This window comes from Micromonospora sp. NPDC047557, assembly GCF_043205095.1.
Taxonomy (GTDB): domain Bacteria; phylum Actinomycetota; class Actinomycetes; order Mycobacteriales; family Micromonosporaceae; genus Micromonospora.
Genome location: NZ_JBIDDK010000012.1, coordinates 108,660 through 127,103, shown reverse-complemented (window position 1 = coordinate 127,103; position 18,444 = coordinate 108,660). Strand labels below are relative to the sequence as shown.

The 18,444-nt window shown below is 72.2% G+C and carries 19 protein-coding genes and 2 pseudogenes; 16 read left to right on the top strand and 5 right to left on the bottom strand.

The genetic code is table 11. The features are described from left to right. Window positions 1–15 precede the first annotated feature (15 nt). Both ACGGAQ_RS24845 and ACGGAQ_RS24840 read left to right on the top strand, forming a co-directional pair. Window positions 16–750 (top strand): class I SAM-dependent methyltransferase, encoded by a 735-nt coding sequence (locus ACGGAQ_RS24845; RefSeq protein WP_393052868.1) that lies wholly within the window; start codon window positions 16–18, stop codon window positions 748–750. A 167-nt stretch (window positions 751–917) separates the two neighbouring features. Further along, on the top strand, window positions 918–2,231 hold the full coding sequence (locus tag ACGGAQ_RS24840; protein WP_393052866.1) for an MFS transporter: 1,314 nt from the start codon (window positions 918–920) through the stop codon (window positions 2,229–2,231). On the opposite strand, the gene ACGGAQ_RS24835 is transcribed toward ACGGAQ_RS24840, so the two are convergent. Then, on the bottom strand, window positions 2,161–2,604 hold the full coding sequence (locus ACGGAQ_RS24835; RefSeq protein WP_393052864.1) for an SRPBCC domain-containing protein: 444 nt from the start codon (window positions 2,602–2,604) through the stop codon (window positions 2,161–2,163). The two genes, ACGGAQ_RS24840 and ACGGAQ_RS24835, sit on opposite strands and share 71 nt — an antisense overlap. 126 nt (window positions 2,605–2,730) lie before the next feature. Between ACGGAQ_RS24835 and ACGGAQ_RS24830 the strand changes: the two genes are divergently transcribed. Further along, on the top strand, window positions 2,731–3,105 hold the full coding sequence (locus ACGGAQ_RS24830) for a VOC family protein (RefSeq protein ID WP_393052862.1): 375 nt from the start codon (window positions 2,731–2,733) through the stop codon (window positions 3,103–3,105). 93 nt (window positions 3,106–3,198) lie between these two features. Here ACGGAQ_RS24830 and ACGGAQ_RS24825 read toward each other — a convergent pair whose 3' ends face one another. Both ACGGAQ_RS24825 and ychF read right to left on the bottom strand, forming a co-directional pair. Further along, window positions 3,199–4,011, bottom strand: coding sequence for a class I SAM-dependent methyltransferase (locus tag ACGGAQ_RS24825; protein WP_393052860.1), 813 nt, complete (start codon window positions 4,009–4,011; stop codon window positions 3,199–3,201). A gap of 400 nt (window positions 4,012–4,411) precedes the next feature. Continuing rightward, window positions 4,412–5,497: a redox-regulated ATPase YchF gene (gene ychF, locus ACGGAQ_RS24820; protein ID WP_387184412.1), complete on the bottom strand. Its 1,086-nt coding sequence runs from the start codon at window positions 5,495–5,497 to the stop codon at window positions 4,412–4,414. A gap of 161 nt (window positions 5,498–5,658) precedes the next feature. Here ychF and ACGGAQ_RS24815 point away from each other — a divergent pair, with 161 nt between their 5' ends. Genes ACGGAQ_RS24815 through ACGGAQ_RS24790 form a run of 6 tightly spaced genes read left to right on the top strand, consistent with a single transcriptional unit; the run spans window position 5,659 to window position 8,388 of the window. After that, window positions 5,659–6,072 (top strand): YbaB/EbfC family nucleoid-associated protein, encoded by a 414-nt coding sequence (locus ACGGAQ_RS24815; RefSeq protein ID WP_393052857.1) that lies wholly within the window; start codon window positions 5,659–5,661, stop codon window positions 6,070–6,072. A 4-nt stretch (window positions 6,073–6,076) separates the two neighbouring features. Continuing rightward, window positions 6,077–6,394, top strand: coding sequence for a hypothetical protein (locus tag ACGGAQ_RS24810; RefSeq protein ID WP_393052855.1), 318 nt, complete (start codon window positions 6,077–6,079; stop codon window positions 6,392–6,394). Between the two features lie 8 nt (window positions 6,395–6,402). Further along, complete coding sequence (locus ACGGAQ_RS24805; protein WP_354857085.1) at window positions 6,403–6,894, top strand: hypothetical protein; 492 nt, start codon at window positions 6,403–6,405, stop codon at window positions 6,892–6,894. Next, window positions 6,891–7,460: an exonuclease gene (locus tag ACGGAQ_RS24800; RefSeq protein WP_393052853.1), complete on the top strand. Its 570-nt coding sequence runs from the start codon at window positions 6,891–6,893 to the stop codon at window positions 7,458–7,460. Before ACGGAQ_RS24805 ends, ACGGAQ_RS24800 begins: the two co-directional genes overlap by 4 nt. Beyond that, window positions 7,457–8,011, top strand: coding sequence for a nucleotidyltransferase domain-containing protein (locus tag ACGGAQ_RS24795; RefSeq protein ID WP_393052851.1), 555 nt, complete (start codon window positions 7,457–7,459; stop codon window positions 8,009–8,011). Before ACGGAQ_RS24800 ends, ACGGAQ_RS24795 begins: the two co-directional genes overlap by 4 nt. 29 nt (window positions 8,012–8,040) lie before the next feature. Continuing rightward, a complete protein-coding gene (locus ACGGAQ_RS24790; protein WP_354857092.1) occupies window positions 8,041–8,388 on the top strand; it encodes a hypothetical protein in 348 nt (115 codons plus the stop codon). Window positions 8,389–8,395: 7 nt separating this feature from the next. Here the strand turns inward: ACGGAQ_RS24790 and ACGGAQ_RS24785 are convergent, their stop codons facing one another. Together ACGGAQ_RS24785 and ACGGAQ_RS24780 are read right to left on the bottom strand one after the other, a co-directional pair. Beyond that, on the bottom strand, window positions 8,396–9,130 hold the full coding sequence (locus ACGGAQ_RS24785; RefSeq protein WP_393052849.1) for a Type 1 glutamine amidotransferase-like domain-containing protein: 735 nt from the start codon (window positions 9,128–9,130) through the stop codon (window positions 8,396–8,398). 60 nt (window positions 9,131–9,190) lie between these two features. Continuing rightward, a complete protein-coding gene (locus ACGGAQ_RS24780; RefSeq protein WP_393052848.1) occupies window positions 9,191–9,697 on the bottom strand; it encodes a hypothetical protein in 507 nt (168 codons plus the stop codon). A gap of 141 nt (window positions 9,698–9,838) precedes the next feature. Here ACGGAQ_RS24780 and ACGGAQ_RS24775 point away from each other — a divergent pair, with 141 nt between their 5' ends. From ACGGAQ_RS24775 to ACGGAQ_RS24745, 7 genes and pseudogenes are all read left to right on the top strand, one after another. Then, window positions 9,839–10,348: a SigE family RNA polymerase sigma factor gene (locus ACGGAQ_RS24775; protein ID WP_393052846.1), complete on the top strand. Its 510-nt coding sequence runs from the start codon at window positions 9,839–9,841 to the stop codon at window positions 10,346–10,348. A gap of 800 nt (window positions 10,349–11,148) precedes the next feature. Then, on the top strand, window positions 11,149–12,561 hold the full coding sequence (locus ACGGAQ_RS24770) for an FAD-dependent oxidoreductase (RefSeq protein WP_393052845.1): 1,413 nt from the start codon (window positions 11,149–11,151) through the stop codon (window positions 12,559–12,561). Between the two features lie 94 nt (window positions 12,562–12,655). Further along, window positions 12,656–13,679: pseudogene (locus ACGGAQ_RS24765) on the top strand (bifunctional transcriptional activator/DNA repair enzyme AdaA); the annotation flags it as partial. A gap of 92 nt (window positions 13,680–13,771) precedes the next feature. Next, window positions 13,772–14,128, top strand: a pseudogene (locus ACGGAQ_RS24760) (DNA-3-methyladenine glycosylase family protein); the annotation flags it as partial. Further along, complete coding sequence (locus ACGGAQ_RS24755) at window positions 14,125–14,634, top strand: methylated-DNA--[protein]-cysteine S-methyltransferase (protein ID WP_393052843.1); 510 nt, start codon at window positions 14,125–14,127, stop codon at window positions 14,632–14,634. The pseudogene ACGGAQ_RS24760 and the gene ACGGAQ_RS24755, both read left to right, overlap by 4 nt. Before the next feature lie 37 nt (window positions 14,635–14,671). Next, window positions 14,672–16,552: an ABC transporter ATP-binding protein gene (locus tag ACGGAQ_RS24750; RefSeq protein WP_393052841.1), complete on the top strand. Its 1,881-nt coding sequence runs from the start codon at window positions 14,672–14,674 to the stop codon at window positions 16,550–16,552. Then, entirely contained in the window at window positions 16,549–18,429 is a 1,881-nt protein-coding gene (locus ACGGAQ_RS24745; protein WP_393052839.1) for an ABC transporter ATP-binding protein, read from the top strand. Before ACGGAQ_RS24750 ends, ACGGAQ_RS24745 begins: the two co-directional genes overlap by 4 nt. The last annotated feature ends 15 nt before the right edge of the window (window positions 18,430–18,444 follow it).

Genomic DNA, 18,444 nt, shown 5'->3' with positions numbered 1-18,444 from the left:
CCCTGGAGGCCGCTGATGTCGGTCTTCGACGATCCCGGCCTCTTCGGCCGGCTCTGGGCCGCCGGATACGACGACGGCGGCACCAACCCCGACCCGGCCCCCGCCGTGGACTTCCTGGCCGATCTGGCCGATGGCGGCCCGGTCCTCGAACTGGCGATCGGCACCGGCCGCGTCGCGCTGCCCCTGGCCGAGCGTGGCCTCAGCGTGCACGGCATCGAGGCGTCCGAGGAAATGCTGGCCCAGATGCGGGCCAAGCCCGGCGGCGACCAGATCCCCGCGGTCGTCGGCGACATGGCCGACGTGGATGTGCAGGGCCCGTTCCGCCTGGCCTACCTGGTCTTCAACACCCTGTTCAACCTGGTGGACGCCGAGCGGCAGGCGGACTGTTTCCGCAATGTCGCCCGGGTGCTGTCGCCCGGCGGGGCGTTCGTCATCGAGACGTTCGTGCCCGACCCGCGCAGCTTCGACGCCGACGAGCAGGTGCAGGTCCGCGAGGTGACCGAGGACTCCGCGACGATCCGACTGCACCGGTACGACCGACCGGCGCAGCGGTTCATCCGGCAGACCATCACCTTCGACGGTGACGGTGTGCACCTGAAGCCGTTCGCCATGCGGTACGCCTGGCCGCACCAGATCGACGAGATGGCGCGGCAGGCGGGCCTCCGGCTCACCGAGCGGTACGCCGACTGGCACCGGCTGCCGTTCAGCGCCGACAGCCCGGCACACATCTCCGTCTACCGAACGGAGTAGCGGCGGTCGATCGACTCCGGTGCGTGCAGGTGTGCGTGACCCGCACCCGCGCGAACCGGAGTCGATCTCCGTCAGCCAGGGACGAGGACCGGCGTTCCGCTTCGGGCTGATTCTGCTGTCGGCAGCCTTTGCTGGCCGATCCGGCCTATGCCGGGTCGACTGTCGCCATGCCTCGGTTCCCGCGTACCTCGCCCTACTGGCCCGTGGTCAGCCATCCCCTGCTGCGGCGCGTGCTGCCCGGGCTGGCCGTGTCCGCCCTCGGCGACGGCATGGCGGTGGTCGCGGTGACCTGGCTGGCCATCCAGCTCGCGCCGCAGGGCCAGCGCGGCCTGTGGATCGCGGTCGCGGTGGCCGCGTACACCCTGCCCAGCGCGGCCGGGACGGTCATCTTCGGTCGGTTGCTGCGCGGGCGCAGCGGCGCTCAGCTCGCCGGCTGGGACGCGATCCTGCGAGCCGCCGCGCTCGCGGCGATCCCGATCGCCCACCTCGCCGGCATGCTCACCATCGGGCTGTACGTCGTCCTGCTCGCCGCTTCCGCGCTGCTGCACTCGTGGGGCTCCGCCGGGCGGTTCACCCTGATCGCCGAGCTGCTGCCGCAGCGCCACCACCTGCCGGCCAACGCGGTGCTCACCACCATCTCCGGGTTCGCCACCATCGTCGGCCCGCCGCTGGCAGGCATCCTGATCGGCTGGGCGGGTCCGGTCTGGGTCATCGCCGTCGACGCCGCGACGTTCGCCGTGCTGGCGCTCACCTATCGCCTCGCCCTTCCCGCCACCGACATGATCCATCGGTACGAGCGCGGCGCCTCTCGTACCGCGGGCTTCGCGCTCATCCGCCGTCAGCCCGCGCTGCTCGGCCTGCTGGTGCTGAGCGTCGCGTTCTTCTTCCTCTTCGGCCCGGTGTACGTCGCCATGCCGATCCACATCACCGACGACCTGCACGCCTCCGCGACGCTGCTCGGCGTGTACTACACCGCCTTCGGCGTCGGCGGCCTCGTCGGCGGTGTGGTGGCCGGGCACCTTCGCCACTGGCCGCTACGGGCAACCACCATCGGCATCGTCATCGGGTTCGGCGTCGCCATGCTGCCCCTCGGCCTGGGTGCGCCCATCGGCCTGTCCCTGCCGGCGTTCGCCGTGGCGGGCCTGATCTGGGCGCCGTACATGTCCACGTCGATGGCGTTGTTCCAGCGCAGCGCGTCCACCGAGCAGCTCCCCGCGGTGCTCGCCGCGAACGGCGCCGTGCTTGTGCTCGCGGTGCCGCTCGGCACGATGCTCGGCGGCCCGTTGGTCGGCGCCATCGGCGCACGCCCGACGCTGCTGCTCTGCGCGGTGGCGATCGTGACTCTCGGCCTGGTGGCTGCCGGGTTCCGCGTGGGGCGGCGGGACGGGGCGGGTTCCGTCGCCACCGAGGTCAGTGCCCGTCGCCGATCTGGACGTCGTCCGGCGCCGGCCGGCCGCGCCCCGTCTCCACCAGCTCCTTGAGACTCATCAGGAAGATCGCCCACTTGGTGCTGCACTCGTGCATGAGTTCGCTCGGCTCGCGCCAACCCGCGTGCGTGAAATCAACGTTCGTGTACGTCCCGCGCTGGTCGAAGCGCCAGTTCACCTCGGTGCCGATCCACTCGTCGGGGCCACCGACGACCCGCCACCGCACCCGTCCGGCCGGGTCCAACTCGATGATCTCCAGATCGAACCCACCGTCGGCACCGAACCGGACGGCCAACTGCCCGCCGACCTCAGCCTTTCCGGTCGTGTCGATCGACCACCAACCCGCGACGCCCTCGGGAGTCGCCACCGCTCGGTAGACGTCGCCGAGCGGGGCCGCGACGCCGACCTGATGCAGAATGTCCACCACGTCAGACTCCTTCGCCTCGTCAACATGCAACCTTTGGTTGCGTAACCGTACGACGACTGCCGCCCGTCGCGCAACCTTTAGTTGCGCTTCACGAACCCGTCGTACCCGAGGCACAGAATGCGGTGCATGTCTGAGTCAGCTCCCCATCGACACCACACCATCGACTACATCGAGCTCACCGTGACCGACCTCGCCGAGGCCAAGCGCTTCTACGCCGACGCGTTCGGCTGGCAGTTCACCGACTACGGCCCGGGGTACGCGGGCATCCGCAGCCCGCAGGGCGACGCCGCGCCCGAGGTGGGTGGTCTCCGTCTGGACGAGGAGGTGCGGGCGGGCGGCCCGCTGGTGCTGCTCTACTCAGGTGACCTGGACCGGTCCGTGCAGGCGGTGAAGGAGGCCGGGGGTCACGTGGTCAACGGGCCGTACGAGTTCCCCGGCGGCCGCCGGTTCCACTTCACCGACCCGAGTGGCAACGAGTTGGGCGTCTGGGCCGAGCAGTAGCGCGTGCGAGGCCGCTCGCGACTTCGAGGTTTTCTCGGTAGCCGAGCAGTCGCGCTGCAGAGCCGACTACTACCGCACGTGACCTGCTGACCGTCAGCGCCGGCGGGCGCGCAGCACGCCGGTCAGCATCGGCAGGTTGAACTCGCCCGCGGCGGTTTCGGGCCTGCTCCCGAGGAAGGCGCGGATCCGGCCGAGCGTGGCCTCCCGGTCCGGTTCCGGCATGACCAGCATCCCGGCCCGGGTCGCGAGTGTCGCGATGAGGGAGTCGGCGGTTCGGCGCTGACCGTGTGGAAACTCGGCCTGCTCCGACGAACCGAACCGGGAGGCCAGGCCGGTGCTCGGAACGAGCATGTCAGCGGTCGCCGCGCGCCAACTGGTGAGCGTGTCACGCGGGCCGATCGCCGCACTCCCGCTGACACGTTCGAGGTCGGCGACCCAGGCGATCCGGTCGTCCATGATGTTCCACAGGCCCGCCAGGACGCCTCCGGGTGCGAGGACCCGGGCGATCTCCGGCCCCGCGACGGCCATGTCGAACCAGTGCAGGGCGTTGCCGGCCAGCACGGCGTCGACGGACGCGTCCGGCAACGGGATCGCCTCGGCGCTACCCGCCAGGGCACGAACGGCCGGCATGGCACGGCGCAGCTCGGTGCGCATGGCCGGGTCGGGCTCGACCGCGACGACGTCCGCACCAACGGCGACCAACGTGTGGGTCAGCTTGCCGGTGCCGGCACCAAGGTCGAGCACTCGCGGGCCGGGCGCGAACTCAAGCGCCCACCGCACCGCGGCCTGCGCGTAATCCGGGCGATGCTCGGCGTACGCGGACGCCGCCGAGCCGAACGACGAACTGAGCAACGTCCGTTCCCCCACAAGGCACCGTCCTTCTGCCTGTCCGTGCCGGACCTGCATCCTCCCTCGGATTTCTGGATGTCGGGGTGTTCCAGCCGTCCGGATACCCCGGTTTCCAGGAATCCGAGTCGATCAGGCCCGCCAGCGGAGGTGCGACCGGTCAGCCAATGCAGACGGTGAAGTAGACGCTGACGGAACAGAATGAGTCGACTCTCGTGTCACGGACCGCGCCCTCGACGGACATCGCCACAGCGGTGCATGTGACCCAACCTCGCCCGGCACGGACCCGGCTCCCGGGGTCAGAGCTGGCCACCGGCGGCCCCAAGCTGGGTCATCTGGCGAATGACCGCGTGTGCGCCAACTTCGGTAACGGCCGCGCTGTCGATGACGCGTGGGGTTGTGGCCCCGACGTGCCCCCGGGTGACGACTCAACCGTCTGACCTCCGGGAACAGGCCAGCCTCAGACGTTGAAGCGGAACTCCACCACGTCGCCGTCCTGCATGACGTACTCCTTGCCCTCGATGCGGACCTTGCCCGCCGCCTTGGCCGCCGCCATCGATCCGTGCTCGACCAGGTCGTGGTAGGAGACCACCTCGGCCTTGATGAAGCCGCGCTGGAAGTCCGAGTGGATGACACCCGCGGCCTCCGGCGCGGTGGCGCCGACCGGGACGGTCCAGGCGCGCGCTTCCTTGGGGCCGGCCGTGAGGTACGTCTGGAGCCCGAGCGTACGGAAGCCGACGCGGACGAGCTGGTTGAGGCCGGGCTCGTTCTGCCCGATCGACTCCAGCAGCTCGCGGGCCTCCTCCTCGGGCAGGTCCACCAGCTCAGATTCGATCTTGGCGTCCATGAAGACGGCCTCGGCGGGGGCGACCAGGGCACGCAGTTCGTCGAGGAACGTCTCGTTGGCCAGCTCGGCCTCGTCGACGTTGAAGACGTACAGGAAGGGCTTCGTGGTGAGCAGGTGCAGCTCGCGCAGGTGCTCCAGCTCGATCTTGGCCGCGCCGGCCCCGGAGTAGAGCGTGGTGCCGCCGTCGAGCACCTCGATCGCGGCCTTCGCGGCGGCGACCGCGGCGGACCGGTCCTTGCGGAGCTTGGCCTCCTTCTCCAACCGGGGCAGCGCCTTGTCCAGGGTCTGCAGGTCGGCGAGGATCAGCTCGGTGTTGATCGTCTCGATGTCGTCGGCCGGGGAGATCTTGCCGTCGACGTGCACCACGTTCGGGTCGGAGAACGCCCGGACCACCTGGCAGATCGCCGAGGCGTCGCGGATGTTGGCCAGGAAGGCGTTGCCCCGGCCCTGCCCCTTGGACGCGCCACGGACCAGGCCGGCGATGTCGACGAACGACACCGGGGCCGGCAGCACCTTCTGCGAGGAGAAGATCTCGGCCAGCTTGCCCAGCCGCTCGTCGGGCAGCCCGACCACGCCGACGTTGGGCTCGATGGTGGCGAACGGGTAGTTCGCCGCCAGCACGTCGTTCTTGGTCAACGCGTTGAAAAGCGTGCTCTTGCCGACGTTGGGCAGGCCGACGATGCCGATGGTGAGACTCACGACGGGCCAGCTTACGCCGGTGCCGGCCGCGCCGGTCCAGGCGGCTCCGATTACACCGAACCGGACGCTGCCCCCGGTCGCGCATCGGCGGGTACGGCAGGTGGCGTCCCGTTGCTACCCTCTCGATGTCGCGTGCGACGTGAGGGGGCGTTGTGGACCAGGTGACGGAATTCGACCGACTGTTCCAGCAAACCCGACAGGCACTGGCGTCGATGCGTTCGACCGGGCAGGTCCCCGACGATCTGGACGTCGAGCCGGCACGGGGCACCGGGTCTGCGGCGGGCGGTCAGGTCGAGGTCGTGGCGGTCGGCCAGCATGTCGAGTCGGTGACGGTGGACCCGCGCGCGTTCCGGATGGGCGCCGAGATGCTCGGCGAGCAGATCACCATGGCGGTCAACGCCGCGCTGGACGACCTGCGGCTTGCGGCCGGCGAGGCCGCAGACGCACCCGCGGTCGACCCGGTGGCGCTGGGCCAGCAGCTCGACGAGTTGCAGAACGAGTCGGTGCGCAGCATGGCGGCGATGACCGATGCGCTCACCGACGCGGTGCGGCGCATCCAGCAGGCAGCGAGGTGATGTCATGCGCGAGGACCTACAGGTGCACCCGCCCGCGCTGCGGCAGGGCGGCGGCCACCTGACGACGGTGGCCGAGCAACTGGCCGCGCAGTGGGAGGTGCTGCGCGCGCGGACGGCCTCGATGGGCGACATCTTCGGCGACGACGACGTGGGCGGCCTGATCGGCATGTCGTACCAGGTGGCCGAGGAGATCGCGGCGGAGTGCCTCGGGTCGGTCGTCGACGGGCTGCGCGGCTTCGGTGCCGGGTTGGGCCTGATGGCTGACCAGTACGACTCGGTCGAGCAGGACAACGACGCCCAGTTCACGACGATGAGCTGGTAGGCGGGTCGATGGGGATCATGCTGCCCGGCGAGCTCGCCGGCCTGTTGAACGAGCTGGGTTACACCTGGCCCAAGTCGGACGAGACAAAGATGTTCGAGCTGGGCCAGATGTGGATGGAGATGGCCGACTCGCTGCACAACGCGGCGGCGGAGGGTACGGCGGCCGCGCAGCGGGTGCTGACCGGCAACCAGGGCGATGCGTTGACCGCGTTCCAGGAGCGCTGGGAGGCCGACGGTTCGGCGATGTCGGTGCTGCGGGACGGCGGCACCGGCGCACAGATGGTGGCGGCGACGCTCTTCGTGTGCGCGCTGATCGTCCTCGCCCTGAAGATCAACGTGATCGTCCAGCTGATCATCCTGCTGGTGCAGATCATCCAGGCGATCGCGACGGCCGCTCCGACGTTCGGCGCCTCGCTGCTGGAGATCCCCGTCTTCAAGAAGCTCACCGACATCGTCCTGAACATGCTGATCGACCAGGCCATCGGGGTGGTGCTGGGATGACCACTCCCCTGCCCGAGCTGTACGTCGGCGTCGACGTGGAGGCGGACGGGCCGATCCCCGGGCCGTACAGCATGATCTCGTTGGGCATGGCCGTGGCCGGTCGCCCGGATCTGACGTTCTACACCGAGCTGCGGCCCATCTCCGACGAGTTCGTACCGGCCGCGCTGGCCGTGTCGGGTCTGGACCGGGACCGTCTGCTCCGCGAGGCGCCCACCGCGCCGGTGGCGATGGCAGCGGCGGCGGCATGGGTCAACGGGCTGCGCCGGATCGGCCGCCCGGTCTTCCTCGCCGCTCCCGCTGTCTGGGACGGCATGTTCGTGCACTGGTACTTCGTGCGTTTCGTCGGCCACAGCCCGTTCGGCGCCACCGGTTCCGGCGTCGACCTGCGCAGCTACTGGATGGGGCTGACCGGCAGCGAGTGGGTCCAGACCCGCAAGGGCAAGATCAAGCACGAGCTGGGTCTGCACGACGTACCGCACACCCACCACGCTGGCGAGGACGCCGCCGAACTGGCGCAGGTCTTCGACGCCGTGCTGCGCCGCCGCCAGTCGGGCGGGCTGGAATGACCGGTCGTCGACGGGACCTGCCGGACGGCGCCACGACGGCCGCCCGGGGCATCGTGGCGCAGGCCGCCCGGAGCATGATGCGACGGGCCGACGACGTGGCGGGCGAGACGGCCGAGGCGGCGGCCACCCGGGCCGCCCGGCAGATCCCGCAGGGCTTCACCGAACGCCAGTGGACCCGCTTCGCTCGGGGCGCCCGGCAGACCCAACGGCAGGCCGGGCTGCCCGACGGGGACCTGGTCGCCCACGGCAGCCGGGTGAAGGGCACCGCCCGCCCGGACTCCGACATCGACGTGGCGCTCATCGTCGACGACAAGACCTTCTTCGACCTGGCCGAACGCTCCCTGTCCCGGGCGCCGGACGGGACCCGGCTGCGCAAGACGATGCTGCGCCGGATCAACGAGAACGGTCAGCTCGCCAGTTTCGATCTGGGCACCGACTTCACCCACCTGCGCCGTGAACTCATGGACACGCACGTGCCGCACAAGGTGCAGTTCTCCGTGCTGCGCCGAGGCGGCAAGTTCGACAACGGCCCGTTCCTCCCGCTCGATTGAGCGATTCCGCATCTGGCAAGGTGGCAGACGTGCAGACGACGTTGCAGTTCCTCATCATGGTCGACGGCCCGCTGACGGCGGCGGAGCTGCTCGACCTGATCCGAACACGGCTGCCCGACGCGGTGCCCTACCGCCGGGACTCGGTGGACGTCCGGGGCAACCTGCTGGAGATCAACCCCAACGAGGACGCCGACCCGCGGCTCGCCGCCACCGACGAGGACGACTACCTCTACTTCCGGTGGCGGGTGGAGCTGACCCCGATGGACCGGTCAGTCGACGAGTCGCACCAGATCGCCCTCGCCCGGGAGCTGCTGCGATCGATCAAGGGGCCGCAGGTGCGGGCGACCGTGTGCGCCGCGTTCGAGGATCGGGTCTGACCGGCGCTCAACCAAGCAGGCGGGGCGCGATGACCGCCTCCCGCACACTGCCGTCCGCGGCGCGGCTCACCTCGTACGCCGAGACGCCCTCGCGGTCGGCGACCGCCTCGACCAGCCGGGTACCCCGGTAGACCAGGCCGACGCCGTCGTCGGTGCAGTGGCTGGTCGGCAACGTGCCGTCGCCGACCAGCTCGTGCATCAGCGGTCGGCGCTGGGCCTCGCTGTCGTAGTGCACGCCGTTGCCGTACGGCAGCCAGCCCAACGCCTCGGTGAACCCGCGCAGGCGGGGGCCGAAGCTGTCGGTGGCGCCGCCCACGTGCCAGCAGATCGAGCCGGCGGAGACGCCGGCCAGCACTACGCCGGCCTGCCAGCACTCGTGCAGGATCTCGTCGAGCCCGTGCACCCGCCAGACCGCGACGAGGTTGGCGACGCTGCCGCCGCCGACCCAGATCACGTCCTGGGCGAGCAGGTGGGCGCGGACGTCGTCGACGTTCGGCATCGGGAACAGCGCGAGGTGCGACAGGCGGAACCGGGTGTCGGCGAACGCGCCGTAGATGGCGGCGAACGAGGTGGGCTGGTCGCCCACGGCCTGCCCGAGGTAGCAGATCCGCGGCTGCGGACCGGCCTCGGCCAGCTCGGCGGCCAGCTCGAAGACCGGGCTGGGACGCATGTCGTACGGCCCTCGGTCGCCCCGGGAGAAGCCCATGCTGGTGGCGATGATGGTCGGCTCGCTGGCGGGCATCGGGGCGTCCTTCCGTCGGGGTGGTACCGCCTCATCCTGCCGCAGCCACGAGGCGGCCGGTCACCCGCCCGCGTGCCGGCCGCTGCGCTGGCGGGGCACCTCGACCTCGGGCCAGTGGTCCGCGGGCGGCCGGTCGGCCGGGGGCAGTTGCGCCGCGGCGGCACGGGGCAGGGTGAACCGGTCGGCGGCGGCCGGGCCGGCGGAGAACGACTCGCGCAGCATCCAGCGCACCTCGTCGGCCGTCCAGCCCAACTCGGCCCGCGCGGCGATCTCGCGCACCAACCGCCGACCGACGCGGGTGTCGTCGTCGTAGAAGCGCATGCACCAGTGATGGGTCCACATCCCGAGTGCGCGCACGCCCGCGTCGTCGAGTGAGCCGACCAACCGGCCACAAGCGGTGTCGGCGAAGACCTGCTCCGCCTCGGCCGCCCGGTCCCGTTCGATGGCGCCGACGGCGGCCGGCGCGACGGCCCGCATCCGGCGGTAGAAGGACTGCGCCACCGCGCGGGGCAGCGGCGGGAACGCGCCCGGTGTCGACGCCGCCGCCCAACCCGCCACGCTCGTCATGTCCCGCATCCCCTTCTTCAGTTGGTGGCCGGACGGTACCCGTCACGACCGACACTTCCGGGCCGGAAAAACACAGCGGATCGCGGATAGCGACGATGACCTGGGGCGTCTGTATCTGTGACAACGAAACGGGGGTGGTGGGTGGACGAGGACGAGCGCGCTCGGCTGGCCGAGTTCGTCGGCAGCCGGACACCGGCGCTGATGCGGGTCGCGTACCTGCTGACCGGGGACCGCAACGCCGCCGAGGACCTGTTCCAGTCGGCGTTGGCGCGGACCATCCCGAAGTGGGAGACCATCCGGCACGCCGATCCCGAGGGGTATCTCCGCGTCGTGATGTACCGCGAGCAGGTCAGCTGGTGGCGGCGACTTCGCCGACGGCGGGAGACGCCGCTCAACCCGGCCGACGAGCCGGTCGGCGCGGACCCGAGCGGCGGCTCCGACGTACGGCTGGCGATGCGTGCCGCGCTGCGTCAACTGCCACCGGCGCAGCGGACGGTGGTGGTCCTGCGCTACTACGAGGACCTGCCCGAAGCTCGGGTGGCCGAGCTGCTCGGTTGCTCGGTGGGCACCGTCCGCAGTCGTACGCACCGGGCCGTCCAGCGGCTCCGCGACCTGCTGCCGGAGATCGAGCTGCTGGAGGTACGGCGATGACCGATCCCTTCGAGAGCCTCATCCGATCCACCCTCACCGACCTGGCCGAGGAGGCACCGATCGTGCATGACCAGTTGAACCAAGCGGAACGGCGGGTCCGCAACAGACGCCGCGCCACGGTGACGATGGGAGCGGTGGGGACTCTCGCGGCGATCCTGATCGCGGCTCCGATCGCCCTGGCCGCGAGCGGCTCGGACGGGCCTGGGCCAGCCGTGCCGACCCCAGCGGGCCCGGCGGCCGTACCCGACCCGTCCGGGCCGCCCGGCGTGCCGGGCCGGCCCGGCCTACCGGGTTCGGTGCCGTCGCCGGCCACCTCCGACGAGCCGGGAGACCCCGGGGTGCCGGGCAGGCCGGACGAGCCCGGCCCTCCGGGTGTACCGGGTAGGCCGGACGAGCCCGGCCCTCCGGGTGTACCGGGTAGGCCTGACGAGCCCGGCCCTCCGGGTGTACCGGGTAGGCCGGGCGAGCCGGGGCCGACCACGGGTGGCGCGCCGGGCGTTCCGGGGCGACCGGGCTCCCCGACGATCAAGTCGAGCCCGTCCGGGTCGAGCACGGGGCCCAGCTCCGCGAGGTGATCGGGTCCGGTCCGACCGAGGTGATCTCCACGCCTCGGTCGGACCGGCCCGGATGCCCTCGTCGGCGGAGATTCCGGTCACTACGACCGACCACTTGTCACCGCCCAGGGCTCCTTGACCGCTTACCAATGGTTGGTGGCCGACCCGGGGTTTGCCAACGCCGTCGCCGTCGCCCCACTCTTGGGCCATGAGCGACCACGACGGCCGAGCGGCCCAGGGCCAGCGATGACCACCGCCATGGCCCGGGTGCCCGACTCCCTGCGGGGGCAGATCGTCACACCCGGCGACCGCCGGTACGCGCAGCTGCGCTCGACGTACACGACGACCGCCTCGCCGGCCGCCGTGCTGCTGCCGAAGACCACCGCGCAGGTGATCGACGCGATCCGGTACGCGCGGGAGCAGCGGCTGCCGATCGCGGTGCGCAGCGGCGGGCACGGCCTGTCCGGAGCCTCCTCCAACAACGGCGGCGTGGTGATCGACCTGTCCATGCTCAACCGGGTGCGGGTGCTCGACGAACGGGCCGGGCTGGTCCGGGTCGAGGCCGGCGCCCGCTGGGCGAACGTCGCGACGGCGCTTGCCCCGTACGGCCTGGTGGTCAGCTCGGGCGACTACGGCGGTGTCGGCGTCGGCGGGCTGGCCACCGGCGGCGGCGTCGGCTGGCTGGTACGCGCCCACGGCCTCACCATCGATCGCGTCCGCGCGGTGGAGGTCGTGCTCGCGGACGGGACGCTGGTACGCGCCGACGCGGCGCACGAACCGGAGCTGTTCTGGCTGGTCCGGGGTGCCGGCGCGGGGGCCGGTGTCGTGGTGGCGTTCGAGATCGAGGCCGCGGAGCAGCGCAACGTCGGCGTGGCGCAGCTTATCGTCGAGGCGCACCCGGACGGCCGTACCGTCCGCGAGTGGGCGAGCTGTCTCGCACAGGCCCCCCGGGAGCTGTCCGCCGCCGCCGTGCTGTTCGCCGACGGCCGCTCGACGCTCATGTCCATCACCGCAGTGGTGGCCGCGGAGAGCCTGCGCCGCGTCCGGCCCGTCGTGGAGCCGCTGCTGGCCATCGGGAAGGTGCTCGAACACCGCAGCGACCTGCTGCCCTACCCGACGCTGGTGCCGACCGCGCACCTGCACCCGAACGTCGGGCAGCAGCGGGGTACGACCACCAACGGGCTGTTCGCCGAGCTGGACCCGGGCGTCGCGCGAGCGGTCACGCGGGCGACCACCGGTCCGGGCCGGGCGGTGATCCAACTGCGCTCGGTCGGCGGGGCGGTCAACGACGTCGCCGTCGACGCGACGGCCTACCCGCACCGGCACCAGAACACCCTGGTCATCGCCTCGACGTTCCCCCCGCAGGGCGGCGCGGCGCTGGACACCGCCTGGCGGGCCGTCGGCGCGCGAGCCGATGGCGAGTACGTCAACTTCGAGAGTCGACCGGACCCGGCCGCGTTCGCCCGGATCTACCCGGGCGAGACCGGCGCCCGGGTGCGCCGGCTGTGGAAGCGGTACGACCCGGACGGCGTGTTCCGCTCGCCCCTGCTCAACGGCCAGGCCAACCGGTTGGGACAGTCGATTCGGTCCGGCCAGCGGTCCGGCCAACCCGCCCGCTCCGGACAGCGTTCCGGCCAGCCGCACCGCCGCCGCCGCTGAACATTGCCCGGGTCGGCAGTGCGCCGTCGGCCGCGCACACCCAGGTCCGAATCCCGCCAGCCGAGGGCCCGACCAGCGGGGCACCATAGGTGACGTGGAGATGGACTTCGAACGGTGCTACCGCGCGGTGGACAGCCGGGACCAGCGGTTCGACGGCTGGTTCTACACCGGCGTGACGTCGACCGGGATCTACTGCCGGCCGTCCTGCCCGGCGACCACCCCCAAGCGGCAGAACGTCCGGTTCTTTCCGTCGGCCGCCGCCGCGCAGGGCGCCGGGTTGCGCGCCTGCCGCCGCTGCCGGCCGGATGCCGCACCCGGCTCGCCCCAGTGGGACGTCCGCGCCGACGTGGTCGGCCGGGCGATGCGACTGATCGCCGACGGCGTGGTCGACCGGGACGGCGTGCCGGGGCTGGCCGCCCGCCTCGGCTACACCGAACGGCACCTGCACCGGATGTTGCGTGCCGAGATGGGTGCCGGGCCGCTCGCGCTGGCCCGGGCCCAGCGGGCGCAGACCGCCCGGATCCTGATCGAGACGACCGGCCTCGGCATGGCCGAGATCGCGTTCGCCGCTGGGTTCGGCAGCGTGCGGCAGTTCAACGACACGGTCCGCGAGGTGTACGCGAGCGCACCGTCCGAGCTGCGAACGGCCCGTGGTCGGCACCTGGCGGCGGTCGGGGCGGGAACCATCACGCTCCGGCTGGCGTACCGTCCGCCGCTGCACGCTCGGGCGCTGCTGGACTTCCTCGCGGTGCGCGCGCTGCCCGGGGTGGAGGAGGTGCGCGACGGGACGTACCACCGGGGGTTGCGGTTGCCGCACGGCGCCGGCCAGGTGGCGCTGACCCCGGCGGACGGGCACGTGGCGGCGACGCTGCGCCTGGCCGACCTGCGCGACCTCGCGCCGGCGGTGGCCCGCTGCCGACGCCTGCTCGATCTGGACGCGGACCCGGTCGCGGTCGACGCCACGCTCGCGGCGGACCCGGCGCTGGCCCCGGTGGTGGCCGCCGAGCCCGGCATCCGCGTCCCCCGCGCGGTCGACGGCTTCGAGATGGCCGTCCGCGCGATCATCGGCCAGCAGGTCTCGGTGACGTCCGCGCGAACAACCCTCACCCGCCTCCTGACCGCCCGCGTTGATCATGAAGTTGTTGCCCCCGACGACGGCGTGTCGCGACAACAACTTCATGATCAACGGACCGACCTGCGGGGGTTTCTCAGCCCTGAGGAGGTTCTGGACCTTCCGGATGCCGCGTTTGGGATGCCGGTTCGGCGGCGGGAGACCATTCGTGGGCTTGCCCTCGCCGTGGCGGACGGGACCGTGGACCTGGCGCCGGGTGGTGACCGGGAGGAGACCGTACGGCGGCTGCTCGCGCTGCCCGGCATCGGCCCGTGGACCGCCAGTTACCTCGCCATGCGCGCCCTCGGCGACCCGGACGTCCTCCTCGACACCGACCTCGCGATCCGCCGCGGCGCAGCAGCGCTCGGCCTGCCCGACACGACCCTCACGGCGCACGCCGAACGGTGGCGCCCCTGGCGGTCCTACGCCACGATCAGACTCTGGAGAGCGGCATGAGCATCGACAGCACCGTGCTGACCACCCCGACCGGCCCGCTGAGCATCCTCGCCGGCACCGATGGCGAGGTCCTGGCGGCCGGTTTCACCCCCGACCCGGCGGCGCTGCTGCCCCTGATCCACCCGACCCTGCGGGCGCCGCTGCGGCAACGCGCCGACCTCGGGCCGGCGACCGTGGCCGTCCGGTCCTACCTGGACGGTGACCTCACCGCCATCGACTCGGTGCCGGTACGGCAGCACACCGGCGGTGAGTTCATGGCGCACGCCTGGCAGGTGCTGCGGGAGGTTCCGCCGGGCACTCCGGTCACCTACACCGGGTACGCGGCGCTGGCCGGCCGGCCACCGGCGGTGCGCGCCGCGGCGGCGGCCTGTGCCCGCAACGCGGCCGCGCTCTTCGTACCCTGCCACCGGGTGCTGCGCACCGACGGCACGCTCGGCGGCTACCGCTGGGGGCTGGACGTGAAGAAGTGGCTTCTCGGTCATGAGCGGCGGTTGACGGCAAGCTGACAGCAGCATCGACACCTATTGACGCTACCGTCGGGTAGTGCCTGTGGAGAGCGACGGCGACCGGGCCGCCCCGGTCGCCGCGGGCCACCACCCCGTGCACAACCTCTGGCGGCTGCGCCGCTACCTGCGCCCGTACGCCGCCGAGTTCGCCTGGTTGCTGGTCGCGGGCCTTGCCGGCACGGCCGCCGGGATCGCCGTACCGCTGGTGGTGCAGCGGGTGGTGGACGGACCGGTGGCCCGGCACGAGCCCGCCGGCCTGCTGCAGCTCGGTGGCCTGGCGCTGCTGCTCGGCGTGGCCGAGGCGGTGCTCATCTTCATCCGACGGTGGGTGCAGTCCTCCTCGGCGGTGGGCATGGAGGCGGCGCTGCGCGCCGACGTCTACGCGCACCTGCAACGACTGCCGGCCAGCTTCCACGACCGCTGGCAGTCCGGCCAACTGCTCTCCCGGATCACCAGCGACCTGTCGGTGATCCGCCGGTTCCTCTCGTTCGGTGTCTTCTTCCTGGTGCTCAACCTGACCACCTACGTGGTGGTGGTCCTGCTGCTGATCCATCTGCACGCGGCGCTCGGGCTGCTGGTCGCCGCCAGCGCCGTGCCACTACTGCTGATCACCCGCCGCTTCGGCCGGCACTACCACACCGCGTCCCGCCAAATGCAGGACCAGCAGGGCGACGTGGCGACGCTTGTCGAGGAGACCGCGCAGGGCCTGCGCACCATGAAGGCGTACGGCCGGGGGCCCGAGTTGGCGGCCCGCTTCGCCGCGGGGACCCGGACGCTGCACGACACCGGTGTGGGCAAGGGCCGGCTGCTGGCGAACACCGCGGCGCTGCTCGACCTGGTGCCCAACGTGACCCTGGGCGTGGTGCTGGTGGCCGGGGCCGCCGCCGCCGCGCAGGGCGTGCTCACGATCGGCGAACTGGTGGCGTTCGCCAGCCTCCAACTGATGCTCATCTGGCCGGTGCAGTCGCTGGGCTGGATCATCGCCAACGGCCAGGAGGCGGCCACCGCGGCGGACCGTATCCAGGAGGTGCTGGACACTCCGCCGCAGATCGTGGACGCTCCGGACGCGCGCACGCTGGCCCGCGAGGCGGTCCACGGCCGACTCCGCTTCGAACGGGTCGACTTCCGCTACCCGGGCGCCACCACCGCCGTACTGCACGGGATCGACCTGACCATCGAGCCGGGCGAGACGGTGGCCCTGGTCGGGGCCACCGGCTGCGGCAAGAGCACGCTGCTCTCCCTGGTGCCCCGGCTGCACGAGGTGACCGGCGGCCGGATCACCCTGGACGGGCACGACCTGCGCGAGCTGCGGCTGGCCTCGCTGCGCCGACTGGTCGGGGTGGCGTTCGAGGAGCCCACGCTCTTCTCCATGTCGGTATGGGAGAACCTCACCCTGGGTCGCCCGGACGCCGACGCCGAGGAGGTCCGCGCGGCCCTCGCGCTGGCCCAGGCCGATTTCGCGTACGACCTGCCGTGGGGTCTGGCCACCCGGGTGGGTGAGCAGGGGTTGTCCCTCTCCGGCGGCCAGCGGCAGCGGTTGGCGCTGGCGCGGGCGGTGCTCGGCCGACCGGCGCTGCTGGTGCTCGACGACCCCCTGTCCGCCCTCGACGTGCACACCGAGGCGCTGGTGGAGGCGGCGCTGCGGCAGGTCCTGCGGGCCAGCACCGCGCTCCTGGTGGTGCACCGGCCGTCGACGATCGCGCTGGCCGACCGTGTCGCCCTGCTCGACGGTGGACGGATCTCCGCGATCGGCCGGCACTCGGAACTGCTGGCCAGCGTGCCCGCCTACCGGGCGTTGCTCGCCGCCGAGCCGCCGCCCGCGCAGCCGGCCGGGCCCACCGACCCGGAACCGGGGCGCACCGGGGACGCGGGATCCGGAGCGTCCACCCCGGACGACTGGGGGCTGGTGCGCTCGTGAACTCTTCGCAGCAGGTCGACCCGCCTCCCGCCGAGGAGCCGGAGCTGACCCGCTGGCGGGGAACGGCCACCGACCCGGAGGCCGACCGGAGTCGGGCCGAGGAGACCACCCCGGAGGCGGTGGCCCGGCTGCGCCGGCACAGCCGAGCCCTGCTGGCCCATCTGCTCCGCCCGCACCGGAGAGGACTCGCCGCGGCGGTCGGCCTGCTGCTGGCGCAGAACGCTGCCGCGATGGCCGGTCCGTACCTGGTCATGGTCGGCATCGACCGGGCCATCGCGCCGCTGCGCGCCGGGAACGCGGTCCCGCTGGCCGCCGTCGCCGGCGCGTTCGCCGTCGCCGCCGTGACCGAGTACGCGGCCCGCCGCGGTTTCCTCACCCTCTCCGCCCGGATCGGCCAGGCGGTCCTCCTCGACCTGCGGCAGCGGGTGTTCGGGCATTTCCTGCGACTGTCGGTGGGCTTTCACGAGCGGTACACGTCAGGCCGGATGGTGTCCCGACTCACCAGTGACCTGGACTCGATCGCCGAACTGGTCGACGGCGGGATCGACAGCCTGGTGCTGGCCGCGTTGTCGATCCTGTCGGTGGCCGCCATCCTGCTCTGGCTGGACCTGCCGCTGGCCGCGGTGACGCTGTTCGCGTTCCCGTTCCTGTTCTACCTCTCCCGCTGGTTCGCGCGGGCCTCGGCCGGCGCGTACCGGCGGACCCGGGAGGCCGTGGCGCTGGTCATCGTGCACTTCGTCGAGTCGATGCGGGGTATCCGCGCGGTGCAGACGTTCCGCCGGGAGCCCCGCAACCAGCGGATCTTCGTGGCGCTCGGGGACGACTACCGGCGCACCAGCCTGCACGCGTTCCGGCTGATCGCCACGTACTCGCCGGCGATCAAGCTGATCGGCAACGTCACGGTCGCGGTCGTGCTCTGCTACGGCGGATGGCGGGTGCTCGGAGGCCGGACCGAGGTCGGAGTGCTCGCCGCGTTCCTGCTCTACCTGCGCCGCTTCTTCGAGCCGATGCAGGAGCTGAGCCAGTTCTACAACTCGTTGCAGTCGGCGACGGCGGCGCTGGAGAAGCTGGCCGGGGTGCTCGACGAGCGGCCTGCCGTGGCCGAACCCGCCCGGCCGGTGTCGCTGCCGACCGGCCCCGGTCACGGTGAGCTGACCTTCCGGGGCGTCTCCTTCGGCTACCGCGCCGACACGCCCATCCTCGCCGGGCTGGACCTGACCGTGCCGGCCGGGCAGACGGTGGCGCTGATCGGGCCGACCGGCGCGGGCAAGTCGACAATCGCCAAGCTGGTCGCCCGGTTCCACGACCCGAACGCCGGCGCGGTCCTGCTGGACGGGATCGACCTGCGCGAGGCGGCCGACGCCGATCTGCGCCGCGCGGTGGTGCTGGTGACCCAGGAGAACCACCTGTTCAGCGGCACCGTCGCGGAGAACATCCGGTTCGGCCGGCCGGACGCCGACGACGCCGACGTGCGGGCCGCCGCCGAGGCGATCGGCGCGCACGACTTCATCGCCGCGCTGCCCGACGGGTACGCGACGCAGGTGCACCGGCGCGGCGGCCGGCTCTCCGCCGGGCAGCGGCAACTGGTCGCGTTCGCCCGGGCGTTCCTGGCCGACCCGACCGTGCTGATCCTCGACGAGGCGACGTCGTCACTGGACGTGCCGACCGAACGGCTCGTGCAGCGGGCGCTCGGCACCATCCTGCGGGACCGGACCGCGCTGGTGATCGCACACCGGCTCTCCACTGTGGAGACCGCCGACCGGGTGCTCGTCCTCGACGGCGGGCAGGTCGTCGAGGACGGCCCACCCGCCGTGCTGGCCGCCACCGACGGCCGCTACGCGGCGCTGCACCGGCAGTGGCGCGACTCGCTCGTGTAGAGCCGGCGATGCGCA